Consider the following 14941-nt stretch of genomic DNA (forward strand, 5'->3'; position numbering starts at 1 on the left):
CACCGACTGAATAACGCGGACAAACGTATGCGTTCGTCACGCGCGTGAGAGCCGCCGCTCCGTAGGGAACGGTGGCTCTCTTCATTTGCGTCGTGTCAGTCGCCGAGCAAGCCGGGTACGAGGCCGAGGAGCAGCACGAGGCCGACGGCAATCGGGCATAGCCAGGCGACGAGGAAGCGCCACAGCATGAACATGCCGCCATCGAGGCCAGTCTGCTGTTCGATCAGGCGGCGGTCCGCCATCCAGCCGGTGAAGATCGCGACCAAGAACGCGCCAAGCGGCAGCATGATCTTGCCGGTCACGCCATCCAGCGCATCGAGAATGTCGTTCTCGGCAAATACGTCCCAAAAAGCCAGAGGGCGCACATCCGACAGGATATTATAGCCCAGCGCGCAGATGACGCCGATACCGAAAGCAACGAGGCCAACCATGATGGCAGCGATCGGGCGCCGGATGCGGAAACGGTCGATCACCCAGGCTGTCGGCCCTTCCAGCAGAGAGATCGAGCTCGTCAGCGCCGCAAAGAAGATCAGCACGAAGAAAACGAGGCCGATGAGCGATCCGGCCGGCATGGAGCTGAATGCGATGGGCAGCGTCTGGAAGATAAGCGCAGGCCCTGCCGCCGGGTCGAGCCCGACGGCGAAGACGATCGGAAAGATCATAAGGCCGGCCAGGATCGCGACAAGAGTATCGGCCACGGCGATCATAGCGGCCGTCGGCGCCAGATTTACATCGCGGGTAATGTAGGCGCCGTAAGTCAGCAATCCACCGGCGGCGAGGCTGAGCGAGAACAGTGCCTGTCCCAGCGCCTCGTTCAACGCGATCGGGTTAAGTTTGCTGAAGTCGGGGGTGAACAGGAATTTGACGGCCTGCGCAAACTCTCCCGTAAAAGCGCCGTAGGTCGTTACGATGACGAGCAATACGAAAAAGGTCGGCATCAGCCATTTCGCCGCTTTCTCGATGCCGTCGCTGACACCGCTGGCGACGATCCAGATCGTCGCGCCCATGAAAATCGCGTGCAGCAGGATCAGTTTGCCTGGGCTGGCGAAGAGATCGCCCATCCGACCGGTGATCTGTTCCTGCGTTTCTCCGGCGAAAGCCACCGAGAAGGGCGCACCGGAGAACAACGCACCGAACCAGTCTTCGCCTGCGACAAACACGTAATTGATAACCCAGCCTGCGACGACCGAGTAAAAGGACAGGATTAGGAAACCAGCCAGGATCTGCAGCGCGCCGACACCCTTCCAGAGCTCCGACCGCTTGGAGTGCACGGCGACATTTCGCACCGATCCGATTGCGTCCTCTCCACCGGCGCGGCCCAGCAGGATTTCCGAAAGAACTAGCGGCAATCCGAGCAGGATGACAAAACCGATATAGACGAGGACGAAAGCGCCGCCGCCATTCTCGCCCGCAAGTGTCGGAAATCGCCAGATATTACCGAGCCCGACAGCCGCTCCGACCGCTGCCAGAATGAAAGCGCTACGCGACGACCAGTGGTCGCCGGTCGATCCGGCTTGCGTGAGTGCCATGTGGTGTTTGTCCTCCGACCCCTTTGATTTCAGACCTTTTGCATCGAAAATGGAGTCGCGTCGAGGGGGCTGTCTGATAAAGAGCGCGCATGTCCACCACCTTCACGCTCGACACCGCCACCAGCCGCGCCAATCCCACCCCGCAGCCGATGCGGCGTCTCACCGTGCCGAAAATTCGCGCGCGCAAGTCGGATGGCGTCACGCAGGAGCCCGTGGTGATGCTTACGGCATATACGGCTCGCCAGGCGCAATTGCTCGATCCGCACTGCGACATGCTGCTTGTCGGCGACTCGCTGGGCCAGGTGATATATGGACTGCCCTCCACCATTCCGGTGACAATGGAGATGATGGCGAACCACGCTGCCGCCGTCGTGCGCGGTAGCTATCACGCCGTGGTCGTCGTCGACATGCCGTTTGGCGCGTACGAAGCCTCACCCGAAACCGCATTCGCAGCTGCCGCCAGGTTGCTGAAGGAAAGCGGCGCGGCCGCGGTGAAGCTGGAAGGCGGGGAGGCGATGGCCGAAACGGTCGCCTTCATGACCCAGCGCGGCATTCCGGTGATGGGCCATGTCGGGCTTACCCCGCAGGCGGTGAACGTGCTCGGCGGCTATGCAGCGCGCGGGCGCAGCGATGCAGAAGCGGACAAGATCGTCGGCGATGCGAAGGCCTTGGATGAAGCAGAAGCTTTCGCCATCGTGGTCGAAGGCGTGCTGGAGCCGATCGCCATTGCCATAACACAGGGCGTCTCCTGCCCCACCATCGGCATCGGCGCATCGGCGCAATGCGACGGGCAGGTGCTGGTGACCGAAGACATGCTGGGCATGTTCGAGCGGGTGCCGCGCTTCGTGAAGAAATATCACGATATTGGCTCGATCATTGAAGAAACCGCTGCCACATACGCCCGCGAAGTGCGCGAACGCAGCTTCCCCGGGCCGGACCAGCTTTACCAACCCAAGGGTTGATAGCGCGCCCCGCGCCCTTCCCGACCATCGACGACCCGCCTACGACGCTCCAATGGCAACGCTCCTGCGCTTTTACACATTTTCGCTCGTTTTCACGGCAGCCTGCTTCGGCCTCGGCCTGTGGTATGGCATCGCCACTGCTGACGATCTTGGCGACGTCCTGAAAGTCCTGTGGATCATCCTGATCCTCTCGATCCTCGAAATTTCACTGAGTTTCGACAATGCCGTCGTGAACGCGACAGTGCTGCGGGAGATGGATCCGGTCTGGCAGCAGCGCTTTCTGGTGTGGGGCATAGCGATTGCCGTGTTCGGCACGCGCATCGTCTTCCCGCTCGCCATCGTGGCTATCGCGGCGAATATCGGCCCGGTCGAGGCGATCGATCTCTCGCTCAACGATCCGGAGCGTTACGAGGAGATCGTGTCGGGAGCGCATATCGGGATCGCCGGATTCGGCGGTGCCTTCCTGTCCATGGTCGGCCTGAAGTTCTTCTTCGACAGTGACAAGAATGTGCACTGGATCGGCGCGCTGGAACGGCAATTGGTCAAGGTCGCAGCACTGCCCGCGCTGGAGATCGGCCTACTGCTGGTGGTGATTTGGGCGGTTGCGGCGCAATTGCCGGACGCCGAGGCGCTTACTTTTCTAATCGCTGGCGTGCTGGGCCTCGTCACCTTTATCGCAGTCGATGCGCTGGGCGAATGGCTCAACATGCGCGAAGAAGCAAAGCGGGCGAGCGGCGCCGTCGTGCGCTCGGGGCTTGGGGGCTTTCTTTATCTCGAAGTGCTTGACGCCTCGTTCAGCTTCGACGGCGTGATCGGCGCTTTTGCTCTTTCCAACAACATGGTCATCATCGCGCTCGGCCTCTCCATCGGCGCTATGTTCGTGCGTTCGATGACGATCCACCTCGTCCGCAAGGGCACGCTGGCGCAATATCGCTATCTCGAGCACGGTGCCTTCTGGGCAATCATCGCTTTGGGCGCGATCATGTTGACCTCGGCGATTTTTCACATCCCCGAGACAATCACCGGCCTCATCGGCGTGGTCCTGATCGGCCTAAGCCTCTGGTGGTCGGTCCGCCACAATCGCCGCGAAGGCTGTGCGGTGGAGACGATCACCGTCGACTAGCGCGCCACTCAGGTCTGCAGATCGTACTGTTTGAGCAGATCGTACAGCGTCGGTCGACTGATGCCGAGCATCTTGGCGGTGCTGGAAATATTGCCTTCGCTGCGAGCGAGAGCGTGGCGGATCATCTTGCGATCCGACTGTTCACGCGCACTTTTCAGATTGAGCGCTTCCGGTGTTTCATTATCGTCGCCGTTGAGGTCGAGATCCTCTGCTCCAATCAGCTTGCCATCGGCCATGATCACGGCGCGCTTCACGCGGTTTTCCAGTTCCCGCACGTTTCCCGGCCAGCCCCAGGCGTCGATCGCCGCCAGCGCGTCGGGCGCGAAGCCGGTCACCGCCGGATTCATTTCGTCGGCAAACCGTTTGAGAAAGGCTTTGGCGAGTAGCCCCGCATCGCCGGGGCGCTCGGCCAGCGAGGGGATCTTTATCACCACTTCGGCCAGACGATAGAACAGGTCTTCGCGAAAGCGGCCATCGCCGATCATCGCTTCCAAGTCCTGATGGGTGGCGCAAACGATACGGGTATCGACCGGAATGGATTTGCGGCCGCCGATCCGCTCGATCGTGCGTTCCTGCAGAAACCGCAGCAACTTCACTTGCAACGGCAGCGGGATGTCGCCGACTTCGTCCAGAAAGAGCGTACCGCCATCGGCCAGTTCGATCTTGCCTTCGGTCGTTTTCACTGCGCCTGTAAACGCACCCTTTTCGTGCCCGAACAGCTCGCTTTCAAGCAGGTTTTCCGGGATCGCCGCGCAATTGATGGCGATGAAGTTCCCTTCCCGCCGCTGGCTTGCATCGTGCAGACCTTGGGCGAGCAGTTCCTTGCCTGTGCCGCTCGCGCCAAGCAACATGACGGAGACATTGGTATTGGCGACCCTCTCGATAGTGCGGGCGACCTTCACCATCTCCGGCGCCGACGTGATCAGCCCGCCCAGCACGCGGTTGCCGTCACCCGACTTGGCCGCGAGCGTGCGGTTCTCTTCCTCGATTGCATGCAAGTTGAAGGCACGTTTCACAATCAGCCCGAGCTGCTCGATATCGACGGGCTTCTGGTAGAAATCATACGCTCCGCGTTCGACCGCCCCCAGCGCACTCTCGCGCGCGCCATGTCCCGAAGCGACAATGACCTTCGTATCGGGCTTGATGGCCATGATCTCGTCGAGGACGCGAAAGCCCTCGGTCGTGCCATCCGGATCAGGCGGCAGACCGAGATCGAGCGTCACCACGGGCGGCTCTTCGGCGCGCAATGCGGCAATGGCGCTGTCGTAGTCGCCGGCAATGCGCACGTCGAATTCTTCATACGCCCATTTCAGCTGCGCCTGCAGGCCTTCATCGTCCTCGACGATCAGCAATTTGGGTTTGGTCTCGGCCACTACGCTACCTCTTTCTTTCGATCCTGCATCTGTTGGAGCAGGTCCAATCTCTGATCACCGGGCAGGAAGATCGCGAAGCGCGTCCCCAGCCCTTCGCGCGATTCCACATCCAGTCGCCCGCCCATCGCGCGCACCAGTTCGCGCGCCTCGAAGGCGCCGATGCCGAAGCCGCCCTGTTTCGATGAGTGGAACGGCTTGAACAGGCGCGTGCGGATGAATTCGGGCGACATTCCCTCACCCGAATCGACGATTTCAATCAGTGCGCCGTTTTCCTGCGGGACCAGGCGAAGCTGCACCGGCGTTCCGTCGTCGACCGCCTCGATGGCGTTCTGCACGAGATGAACGAGCGCCTGTTCCAGCGCCTCAGGATCGGCGCGCACCATCAGGTCGTCCTCGGCAATCAGCGTGATCGAACCCGGCTGGGTGTGATAGCGTGCGGCGATATCGCGCAGCATGACGCGCAGCGGCACAGGCTCGATCGCGCCATCGGTGTGGCTGCCATACCGCCCGAGACGTGCCAGCAATCCCTGCAGCTTGTCCGTCGAATTGCGCAGAGTAAGGATCATGTCCGCGCGAAATTCCGGCTTGTCCGCGTGCTTTTCAGCGTTGCCGGCTAGCAGCGAAAGCTGGCTGGCAAGGTTCTTGATGTCGTGCATGACAAAGGCGATGCGGCGATTGAATTCGTCGAAACGCTGCGCGTCGCCCAGCGCATCCTGGCTCGACTGTTCGGCCAAGTAGCTTGCGAGCTGCCGTCCGACCACGCGCAGCAGATCGAAATCTTCCCAGTCCAGGCGGCGGGTCAATGGCGGGCGCGCAAGCAGCACGACACCGACGAGCTTTTCGTAATGCAGCAACGGGACGAGCGCCCAGCTTTGTTCATGCGTGAACAGCCAGGGTGGGCACGCTGCCGGGGGGATGCCCTCATGATCGCCGCGGCGAATATCGTCGAGATCGATGATGAATTGGCTTTCCTCGAAAAAGCGCGCTCCCGCTTCGTCGAAGGCTAGCGCGGGCACATCGATATTCGGCCATTGCCAGCGCGCTGCAAGGGCAAGGCCGCCCTCTTCGCGCGGCGTCAGCAGCAGGCCGGAAGGGCTGTCGGTAATGTCAGCCACCGCCTGCACGGCACGTTCCAGCAGCGGTGGCGCCTGCGGCCCGGCGCGCCCGATCGTATCGGTAAAGCGCAGCCATTCGGAGCGGTAATCATAGCGATGCTGAAAGAGGTTCTTCGATAGCGTCACGCGCAGCCAGCCACGCAGGCGCTTCGACGACATCACGGTGAGCGCAACGACGCTGGCGAGCAGCACGAAGCCGGTTTGCAGGATCTTGCCGTAATCGCTTCCGGCATAAGCGAGCCCCTGTGCGAGGACGACCATCACCACCAGATACGCGCCGATCAGCAGAAGCGAGAAGGACTGGAAAGCGAAGCTGCGCGACGGGCGGAAGCGCAACTCGCTCTTGTTCCGCAGGAAGCCGACGGCGAGCAGCGTCGTCACGACGAGCAGGGCCAGCGCGCGGAAATCCTCGAGCAGGTCCGGCGTATCCGAGCCCAGATAGGCGATGGTGTAGAAATTGAGATCGTAGAGGAAGATCGCGCCGAGCGCGGCGGACGGCCAACGCAGGGCCAGGCGCGCCTGTTGCGATGCCCCGGCAAACAGATTGTGCACCAGCACGAGCGCGCCGATGCACCACAACAATCGCAGGGTCAGGACGATCTGTACGATCAGCGCTTCGGCCTCGGGCTGTGCCTGACTTTGCAGCCGCGTACCGATGATGGCTAGTTGCGTCATTTCGATAAATGCCAGGGAAGCAACCACCGGCCTGATCGGGCCGAGCCTTTTGTCCCGGTCATCGTGACCGAACAGGCGATAGAGCATCCACAGCCACGCGAGATTGCTCGTGACCAGAGCCGTATGCGTGATAGGTTCCGCGCGACCGAAGCCCGCCACGAAAAACGCCCATAGCGCGGCAAAACCCAGCGCAGCAGCGGACGCCTTGATCGCCGGGCCGCGTGCGCGTCCATTGGTTGCGAGCCACAGCGAGAGCGACGTCGCCGCAATCGCCGCCGCGAGATATGTCAGGAAGACGATGAGCTCCCATGCAATCCCCATCATCGCGCTCCCTCTGGCCAGAGGATGACGCGCAGTGTCTGCAGCATGATCAGCAGGTCTAGAAAGGGCGTGTAGTTCTTCGCGTAATAGAGATCGTATTCGAGCTTCTGCCGCGCGTCCTCTATGCTGGCGCCATAGGGATAATTGATCTGCGCCCACCCGGTGATGCCGGGCTTCACCATGTGGCGCTCGGCGAAATAGGGCAGTTCCTGCTCGAGATCGGCGACGAATTTCGGCACTTCGGGACGCGGTCCGACAAAGCTCATATGCCCGGTCAGCACCGTCCAGACCTGCGGCAGTTCGTCGATACGCAATTTGCGGATCAGGCCGCCGACCCGGGTAATGCGCGGGTCTTTCTTCTCAGCCCATTTCACGCCGTCCTTTTCGGCATCGGTGCGCATGGAGCGCAGCTTCACCAGTTCGAATTTCTGCCCGTACAGGCCGACGCGCGTCTGCCGGAAAAAGGCGGGACCCTCGCTGTCCAGCTTCACGATAAGCGCGAATAGCGCGATCAGCGGAAAGGTCAGAAGAAGCAGGAGACCGCTGGCAAGGATATCGAAAATGCGCTTGGCCACGCTGGAGATCGCGCGCCCCGAGGAGAAACCGTCCGAAAAGATCAACCAGCTGGGATTCAGAGTGTCGAGGTCCACACGGCCGGTCTCGCGCTCGAGAAAGCTGGAGAATTCATTGACGTGGACGCCCGCCGTCTTGACCCGCAACAAGTCTTTGAGTGGCAAGGCATTGCGCCGCTCTTCCAGCGCCAGCACCACTTCGGTTGCGCCGAGATTGGCGACATAGGCGGAAAGATCGCCGATGGCCGACCGGTTCACGGCCTGCGCCACCTGCGGCGTCGTCTCCGCCATGTTAATGTAGCCCACGACGGCAAATCCGCTTCCCTCGCGCGCCGCAAGCTGCTGCAGGCGCTCAGCCCGGTGACCGGCACCCAGAACCAGCACGCGCCGCCGGAAGGCATGGGTGCCGAGAATGCCGCCGACGATCAGCCGGTTGAGCACCAAGGCGATCGTGGCCAGCACCATCGCGTAAAGCAGGATGGAGCGCCAATAGGTGCTGCCGGGCAGCAGAAAGTCGATCAATGCCAGCGCAAGGATGGCGAGGCTGACGGCGACCAGCAGACGCGCGCAGGCAAACCGCATGGAGCGCAGCGCCTCCGCACCGTAAACGCCGACCGCGATCATCGCCGTCTGCGTCGTCACGGCAAAGCCGATCAGCGCCAATGCGCGGGCACGCAGCGGCCCCGCTTCGGTACCGATCTGCGCGCTACGCAATTGCCATGCGACATCGGCCGCGATCAGCAGGAGCACGAAGTCCAGCAGGCCGAGCAAAAGCACGGCATGCGGGATATAGTGCTTGAAGAGACGGATCATCGCACCACCGGTCCTGCCATCCGGAGGGATTTCCGGATTGCAGGACGGAATTAACGACGACCTATGAAATGTCGGTAAACTTTACACCAGAGTGTAAAATGCCGGCGTAAATCACTCGCCGGATAGGTTGTCCGCCGCGTCCTGCGCCGCTTCGCCGGCCTGGCTGGCGGCATTACCGACGCTGTCTGCGGCCTCGCCCACACTGTCTGCCGCGCCTGCGACCGCTTCGTCCTTCGCTGCTTCGGCCTCGCCCATCTGATTGAAGATCAGCAAGGCAAGTCCGCCCAACACGACAAGGATGAGGATCAGCGCCTATTTGCTGCTGCCGCCCGAACGGGTTTCCGCATCGCGAGTGATGGTCGTCGTAGTGTGGGTATTGCTCGCAGCGTCGCGGGTCTCGGTGGTGCGTTCTTCCACCATTGCAATTCTCCCGAAATTTGCAGCTGAACCACCGGGATATCATCCGGTTCCCACGGCGTTGGTAAGCGCGAATGGTCACCGCACCTGCAAGCTTCACATGCCGTAGGTCATCGCCAACAGGACGCTGAGCGTCACGACCATGATCAGCACCAGCGGCACGCCGGCCTTCACATAATCGCCGAACTGGTAGCTTCCTTCCGCCATGATCAGCATGTTCGTCTGATAAGCGATGGGTGTTGCATAGCAAAGGTTGCAGCCGAACAGCACGGCGAGGATCAGCGGTTCCTGCGGCAGGCCGAGCTCGGTCGCGATGGCGAAGGCGATCGGCGTGCCGACCGTTGCCGCCGTTGCGTTAGACGCGAAGTTGGTGAGAACCGTGACGAACAGCATGATCGCCGCCAGCACGCCAGCCGGTGGCAGGAATTGCAGGCCAAGTGCCAGCGACTCCCCCAGCCAGCCCGCCGCCCCACTGTCCAGGACGAAACGGCCGATGGCGATACTTGCTGCAACCAGCACGATCACCTGCGCAGAGAGCGCGCGGCCAACCCGGTCGAACTTCACGCAGCCGGTCAGGAACATGAGGATGGCACCGCCCAGGGAGGCAATCGCGATGGGCAGCACGCCGATGGAGGCGAGCCCCACCGAAACGCCCATGATCGTGGCGGCAAGCAAGGCCTTGGAACGCCGCGGCACTTCGCGCGCGCCTTCGAGCTGGAGCAGGCTGTCCGCTTGCGCGAAGGTGTTGATCGTGCCGGTCAGCCCCATCACGAGCAGCACGTCCCCCTCGGCGAGCCGCATGTCGCCCGACGCATCGACCGCATCTTCGGCGCGCAGCGGACGGTTCGGCTTGTGGATACCGAGCACGGCGACGCCGAAACGGTCGGCGATGCCGGAGGTCGCCAATGTGCGATCGATGAGCCGGGAATCCGACGTTACCACCATTTCGACCACCTGGATGTCTTCGCCAAGCCGCTTGGCCTCGCGCTCGACCTCGTCGACGACCCAGCCCGGCGCGATCTGACCCTTGAGAACCCGGATAGCATCTTCCAGCGCATCGTGCGTTCCTGAAACACGCAGCTTCTGTCCCGTCTCGAACGGCCCGGCGGGCCGCTCTTCGAAGCGGAAATCCTCCGGCAGCGTGTCCACCACCTCATCGAAATGGCGCCCGGCAAGATTGCTCGACGGCGGCACGCGCAGCCGCGTGACGAACATGCGCTGCGCTTCGCTGACTTCGGGTGTATTGTCCCGCATCATGCGCGGCATGACGAGCCAGATATAGGGAAGCGCGATCAGCGAAGCGGCGAGGACGATGGGGGTGAAGTGGAAGACACCCATGCGCGGCATGCCGAGATCGACGGCAATGGCGACGACGAGGATATTTGTCGAAGTGCCGATAGTGGTCGCAAGCCCGCCAAGCAGCGATGCGGCGTTGAGCGGCATCAGCGTCTTCGATGCGGGCATCGCGCCGCGCAGCGCCAGGGTCACGAATATCGGGATCAGCAGCACCAGCACCGGCGTATTGTTCACGCCCATCGACAAGGCGAAGGCGATCAGCAGGGAGAAAAGCAGGCCAAGCTGCAGGTTCAGTTTGAAGACACGCTCCAGAAAGCGGGCCGCAGGCTCCAACGCGCCTGTTACCACCAGCCCTCGGCCCATCACCATCAGCGCACAGATAGTGATGAGAGCGTAATGGCCGAAACCGCTGAAGGCGAGTTGCAGCCCGTCGGTCGGCTGCGTGTGCGGCATGGGGTAGAAGTACAGTCCAACCGCAATGATCGCGATCGCCAGCAGCGACACGATCTCTATCGATATCCGGTCGCGCACGAACAGGTAGAACACGGCGACCGTGAGAGCCATCGCGGCCAGCGCATGAAGGGATGGAGCTTCGATCACGGTTCCCGCATCCGTTCCCAAAGCTGGCAAGGGATTGCAAGTTTCTTCTGCCCGCGAGGCAGCACGAAGTGTGACACAGAAGCGGAAAAATGTGCACCTTGGCCGGGCGCGCATTTACGGATGGGAAGCCTTCATCCGGCCTGCGCAAGGCGTAACCTTCCAGATCGGCACTATACGCTATGATGGTCGAAACCGGCATACACGCCACGATGCAGCGTCGTCATTCTGTAGGAAAGTGGCTGGTACCCCTGGCCGGACTCGAACCGGCACTTCGTGAGAAACTCGATTTTGAGTCGAGCGCGTCTACCAATTCCGCCACAGGGGCCTGCGGTTGCGAGCCGCGAGTAAAGCTACTTGAGCGCTTCCGCAATCATCTTGTGAAGGCGTGAATGCAACTGGTCGTTTCCAGCAATCACCTGTTCGTCGCAGATCGGCTGGGAGCGTCCGCGATAGTCTGTCACGAAGCCGCCGGCCTCGCGCACCAGCAGGCACCCGGCAGCCGTATCCCAAGGCGAAAGGCCGCTTTCCCAGAACCCGTCATACCGGCCTGCGGCAAGCCAAGCGAGATCGAGCGAGGCCGCGCCGAAGCGGCGAATGCCAGCGATATTGGGGCCGAGCGCGCCGAAGATCCGGCTCCATTCGGCAAAATTGCCGTGGCCCTGATACGGCGTGCCCGTGGAAATCAGCGCCTCGGAAAGCTGGCGCCTGCCGGAAACGCGGAGGCGGCCATCATGCAGCCATGCGCCGCCAGACTTTTCCGCCCAGAAGGTTTCGTCCGTGATCGGCTGGTAGACGACGGCGGAGGTGATGTCGCCCCAGTCGTCGCTGCCCAGCTTGCGCTCCTGCACCGCGATGCTGATCGCGAAATGTGGAATGCCGTGGAGAAAGTTGCTGGTCCCGTCGAGCGGATCGATGATGAAGCGCGGCTGGCCTGCCTCGCCTTCGAGCTCGCCGGCCTCCTCCATCAGAAAGCCCCAGCCCGGACGCGCGACTTTCAACTCGTCCCACAGCGTGCGCTCGGCAGCCTGATCGGCCTTGGACACGAAATCGCTCGGCCCCTTGCGGCTGACCTGGAGATGCTCGACCTCGCCGAAGTCGCGGCGCAAGCGGCCACCTGCCTTGCGGGCGGCCTTTTCCATGACGCGAACGATACCTGGAATTGCTGGCATGGGACTTAGCCGGCCTTCCCGACATATGTCTGCTCATACACATCGACGACGATCCGCGTGCCGCTTTCGATATGCGGCGGCACCATGATGCGCACGCCATTGTCCAGCACAGCGGGCTTGTAGCTGGAGGAAGCTGTCTGCCCCTTCACCACCGCATCCGCTTCGACGATATCGGCTTCGATCTGGGCGGGAAGCTGCACGCTGATTGGGCGTTCTTCCCACAGCTCCAGCTGCACCTGCATTCCGTCCTGCAGGAACGGACGCGCATCGCCCAGCAGGTCGCTCGGCAAATTGATCTGTTCGTAGCTGTCCGTGTCCATGAAAACGAGCATGTCGCCGTCTTCATAAAGGAACTGGTATTCCTTCGTATCCAGTCGCACCTTCTCGACCGTGTCGGCGCTGCGGAAGCGGACATTGGTCTTCCGGCCGTCGATGAGGTTCTTCATCTCGACCTGCATGTACGCCCCGCCCTTGCCGGGCTGGGTGTGCTGGATCTTGGCGACTTTCCAGATGCCGCCTTCATATTCGAGGATATTGCCGGGACGGATATCGACGCCGCTGATTTTCATGGGATGCTCACATGCCTGAATTCGTGGGATTGCGCGCGCCCTAACGCCATGCGGGCAAGGCGGCAAGCGCGGCGGTTCATGACGATGCAATCCACAGCTGCTATGGACGGCGCATGATCCGCTGGCTCTCCCTATTGGCGATCCCCGCCCTCGCCGCTGCGCCGGTTGCCGCGCAGGAGATGATCGGGACGATCGAGCGCGGCGTGTATCGCTGCGAACTGCCCGGCGATGCGGGCGGACCTGCCAGCATCGCGCAGCCGGAAGAAAGCTTCACCATTCTCAGCGCATCGCGCTATTCCTCGCCGCAGGGCAACGGAACGTATCTGCGCCGCGGAAGCCGCGTCACGATGACGAGCGGCCCGCGTAACGGGACCACCTACGCAATCGTGGGGGACGGCTTTCTGCGCAAGATCGAGAACGGCGAACCCAGCCGCCTGCGCTGCATTCGCAGCGATGTCTGATCAGGATGCCGGTTCGAGCGCCTGCCTGCGCTGGCGGGTTAGCAGCGGATAGGGATTGACCGATGTGGATGGCTCCCACCATTCCGCTTCGGCAGTGGTGCGCATCACTTCGAAATGCAGGTGCGGCGCTTCCGGATCGGCATTGCCGCTCGATCCCACCGTGCCGAGCCGCTGCCCGCGCCGCACGGTCATGCCTTCGTTGAGGCCCGGCGCATATTCGTCGAGATGGGCGTAGTAATAGATCGTCTCACGGTCTTCGGAGCGGATATAGACGGTGTTCCCACCCTGGTCGGACCGGAACAGGCGTTCGACCGTGCCCGGCGCCACGGAGACGACGGATGTTCCGGCTTCGGCCATGATGTCGATCGCTTCGTGCAACCGCGTGCCGCCGCCGCGTTCGTCCTCGAAATTGTCGGTCAGGTCGCTTGCGCTGACGCCGAGGACCGGGATCATGAGATTGGACGCCTGCTCCTCCGACTGTACCGAAGGCTCGGTGCGATCGCCGGGCGTGGTCTGCGCAGCCTGCGTTCCCTCGGAAGCAGGCGGGTCGGCCTCTTCCTGCTCATCGAGTTCGGCGGCGATTTCGGCGCTTTCCTCGCGGTCCATGATCACGGCGCCCGCCATGATCCACCCGGCCGAAACGACCGTTGCGGTGATCACGGCGACCTGGAGTTTTTCTACGAACGGTGATGCCATCAGGCTTCGAATATCACTTCTGTATCGGTGTTGACCATACCTGCTAGTCTGGCGGCGTCCCAATTGGTCAACCTTACGCAGCCACTGCTCTGCGCGCGACCGATGGTTTCAGGGTCCGGCGTGCCGTGAATGCCGTAGTGTTCCTTGCTGAGATCGATCCATACGACGCCCACTGGGCCGTTCGGGCCGGGCGGAAGCGTGTATTCCTCTCCCTCGGCGCCATCGCCATTCAAGACCTCCGGGTCGTAGGAATAGGGCGGATTGTACGCCTCGCCCACGATGTCCCATTCGCCCAGAGGCAGCGGGAATTCGCTCGATCCGGAGCTGACGGTGAAGAGAGCGACCAGCTCGTCGCCCTGATATGCTTTCAACGTCTTGCCCGCTTTGCTGACGACGATGCGATCGACCTCCGGTTGATCGCTGCCGACGCCGAGGCTGGCGAGCGTGCGCTGCCAGTCGGCATCCTGGAGGCTGCCGGGCGAGATGCGATCTGCGCCGATATTGGGAACGCGGATCTGCTGGCCTGCACGGAAAATCCCGTCATTCTCGGACTCGCTGTCGGAGGACGTGCCGGTGGCAGTGGGCGAAGGCGAAGCGTCGTCCTCCGGCGTGTCCATGCCTGCCGGGCGACCGTTCGGGTTCAATTCCTGCAGCACCTCCACCGTCGTGTGGAAGCGTTCGGCCAGCCGCTCGTCGAGCGATTTGTAGCCGAGCCGCTCCATTTCGGCCTTGGCCCCCGTGTCTTCGGGAATGTCGTAATATTCCGCATCGCCCCAGCTCGCCGGGATGGTCACGACGCGGGTGGCCGGGATGCGCTCCCAGCGCGCCAGCGCGGACTTCGTCGGCTCGTCCAGCTTGCCGGTCACGTCGAGATCGTTCGCCTCCTGAAAACCGCTGAGCGCGTTTTCGGTGCTCATGCCCATCTTGCCGTCGATCACGCCGGGGCCGAAGCCTTCCCGATCGAGCACGACCTGCGCCTGCATGATCGGGCGCTCCTCGCTGTCGGGGATTTCGTTATCGCGATTGGCGTCGGCCACCGATCCATGGTCCTGGCCGACCGACATGTAGCGCTCATCCTCGGAGGCCATCGAGTCCGCCTGATTGTCGTCGCTCATCGGCTCGTAGCCAAGATCGCTATCGGCGTTGGCGGAGGCTTCCGTCTCGGTTTCCTCGGCATTGTCCGCACCGTCCATGGAACATGCGATGAGCGGCAGAGCAGCGATGATGGCGAGAAATTTGCGTGACATTCA

General features: G+C 62.3%; 13 protein-coding genes and 1 tRNA gene. 3 read left to right on the plus strand and 11 right to left on the minus strand.

Annotation, left to right across the window (positions count from 1 at the left end):
• Window positions 1-95: 95 nt before the first annotated feature.
• Window positions 96-1529 (minus strand): sodium-dependent transporter, encoded by a 1434-nt coding sequence (locus D6201_RS04345; protein ID WP_120047705.1) that lies wholly within the window; start codon window positions 1527-1529, stop codon window positions 96-98.
• An 89-nt stretch (window positions 1530-1618) separates the two neighbouring features.
• Between D6201_RS04345 and panB the strand changes: the two genes are divergently transcribed.
• Both panB and D6201_RS04355 read left to right on the plus strand, forming a co-directional pair.
• On the plus strand, window positions 1619-2491 hold the full coding sequence (gene panB / locus D6201_RS04350) for a 3-methyl-2-oxobutanoate hydroxymethyltransferase (RefSeq protein WP_120047706.1): 873 nt from the start codon (window positions 1619-1621) through the stop codon (window positions 2489-2491).
• Between the two features lie 52 nt (window positions 2492-2543).
• Window positions 2544-3614, plus strand: coding sequence for a DUF475 domain-containing protein (locus tag D6201_RS04355; protein ID WP_120047707.1), 1071 nt, complete (start codon window positions 2544-2546; stop codon window positions 3612-3614).
• 8 nt (window positions 3615-3622) lie between these two features.
• Here D6201_RS04355 and prsR read toward each other — a convergent pair whose 3' ends face one another.
• From prsR to efp, 8 genes are all read right to left on the minus strand, one after another.
• Window positions 3623-4987 (minus strand): PEP-CTERM-box response regulator transcription factor, encoded by a 1365-nt coding sequence (gene prsR / locus D6201_RS04360; protein WP_120047708.1) that lies wholly within the window; start codon window positions 4985-4987, stop codon window positions 3623-3625.
• The gene (prsK, locus tag D6201_RS04365; RefSeq protein WP_120047709.1) at window positions 4987-7101 is read right to left on the minus strand and encodes an XrtA/PEP-CTERM system histidine kinase PrsK; all 2115 of its coding nucleotides are present in this window, start codon (window positions 7099-7101) and stop codon (window positions 4987-4989) included. The genes prsR and prsK overlap by 1 nt, the downstream gene beginning before the upstream one ends.
• Window positions 7098-8483 carry a TIGR03013 family XrtA/PEP-CTERM system glycosyltransferase gene (locus D6201_RS04370; protein ID WP_120047710.1) on the minus strand — a complete coding sequence of 462 codons (1386 nt, stop codon included), beginning with the start codon at window positions 8481-8483 and terminating at the stop codon, window positions 7098-7100. The genes prsK and D6201_RS04370 overlap by 4 nt, the downstream gene beginning before the upstream one ends.
• Before the next feature lie 111 nt (window positions 8484-8594).
• Window positions 8595-8756, minus strand: a complete 162-nt coding sequence (locus D6201_RS13055; RefSeq protein ID WP_242447419.1) for a hypothetical protein — start codon at window positions 8754-8756, stop codon at window positions 8595-8597.
• A gap of 240 nt (window positions 8757-8996) precedes the next feature.
• On the minus strand, window positions 8997-10796 hold the full coding sequence (locus tag D6201_RS04380; protein ID WP_193725688.1) for an SLC13 family permease: 1800 nt from the start codon (window positions 10794-10796) through the stop codon (window positions 8997-8999).
• A gap of 240 nt (window positions 10797-11036) precedes the next feature.
• Window positions 11037-11121 (minus strand) — tRNA-Leu (locus D6201_RS04385).
• A 25-nt stretch (window positions 11122-11146) separates the two neighbouring features.
• Window positions 11147-11965 (minus strand): inositol monophosphatase family protein, encoded by an 819-nt coding sequence (locus tag D6201_RS04390; RefSeq protein WP_120047711.1) that lies wholly within the window; start codon window positions 11963-11965, stop codon window positions 11147-11149.
• A gap of 5 nt (window positions 11966-11970) precedes the next feature.
• Window positions 11971-12534 (minus strand): elongation factor P, encoded by a 564-nt coding sequence (efp, locus tag D6201_RS04395; protein ID WP_120047712.1) that lies wholly within the window; start codon window positions 12532-12534, stop codon window positions 11971-11973.
• A 113-nt stretch (window positions 12535-12647) separates the two neighbouring features.
• On the opposite strand from efp, the gene D6201_RS04400 reads away from it, so the two are divergent.
• Window positions 12648-12995 (plus strand): elongation factor P, encoded by a 348-nt coding sequence (locus D6201_RS04400; RefSeq protein WP_120047713.1) that lies wholly within the window; start codon window positions 12648-12650, stop codon window positions 12993-12995.
• On the opposite strand, the gene D6201_RS04405 is transcribed toward D6201_RS04400, so the two are convergent.
• Both D6201_RS04405 and D6201_RS04410 read right to left on the minus strand, forming a co-directional pair.
• Window positions 12996-13691, minus strand: a complete 696-nt coding sequence (locus tag D6201_RS04405; protein ID WP_242447420.1) for a M23 family metallopeptidase — start codon at window positions 13689-13691, stop codon at window positions 12996-12998. It lies immediately after the preceding gene.
• Window positions 13691-14938, minus strand: a complete 1248-nt coding sequence (locus D6201_RS04410) for a L,D-transpeptidase family protein (RefSeq protein ID WP_242447421.1) — start codon at window positions 14936-14938, stop codon at window positions 13691-13693. Before D6201_RS04410 ends, D6201_RS04405 begins: the two co-directional genes overlap by 1 nt.
• Window positions 14939-14941 lie beyond the last annotated feature (3 nt).

Source organism: Aurantiacibacter aquimixticola (genome assembly GCF_003605475.1).
Lineage (GTDB): Bacteria > Pseudomonadota > Alphaproteobacteria > Sphingomonadales > Sphingomonadaceae > Alteraurantiacibacter > Alteraurantiacibacter aquimixticola_B.

Excerpts from the sequence above, each read along its gene's own strand:
- D6201_RS04355 (WP_120047707.1), top strand. The coding sequence starts at position 2,544 with ATGGCAACGCTCCTGCGCTTTTACACATTTTCGCTCGTTTTCACGGCA.
- prsK (WP_120047709.1), bottom strand. The coding sequence starts at position 7,101 with ATGATGGGGATTGCATGGGAGCTCATCGTCTTCCTGACATATCTCGCG.
- D6201_RS04345 (WP_120047705.1), bottom strand. The coding sequence starts at position 1,529 with ATGGCACTCACGCAAGCCGGATCGACCGGCGACCACTGGTCGTCGCGT.
- D6201_RS04370 (WP_120047710.1), bottom strand. The coding sequence starts at position 8,483 with ATGATCCGTCTCTTCAAGCACTATATCCCGCATGCCGTGCTTTTGCTC.
- efp (WP_120047712.1), bottom strand. The coding sequence starts at position 12,534 with ATGAAAATCAGCGGCGTCGATATCCGTCCCGGCAATATCCTCGAATAT.
- D6201_RS04400 (WP_120047713.1), top strand. The coding sequence starts at position 12,648 with ATGATCCGCTGGCTCTCCCTATTGGCGATCCCCGCCCTCGCCGCTGCG.
- D6201_RS04390 (WP_120047711.1), bottom strand. The coding sequence starts at position 11,965 with ATGCCAGCAATTCCAGGTATCGTTCGCGTCATGGAAAAGGCCGCCCGC.
- panB (WP_120047706.1), top strand. The coding sequence starts at position 1,619 with ATGTCCACCACCTTCACGCTCGACACCGCCACCAGCCGCGCCAATCCC.
- D6201_RS04405 (WP_242447420.1), bottom strand. The coding sequence starts at position 13,691 with ATGGCATCACCGTTCGTAGAAAAACTCCAGGTCGCCGTGATCACCGCA.
- D6201_RS04410 (WP_242447421.1), bottom strand. The coding sequence starts at position 14,938 with ATGTCACGCAAATTTCTCGCCATCATCGCTGCTCTGCCGCTCATCGCA.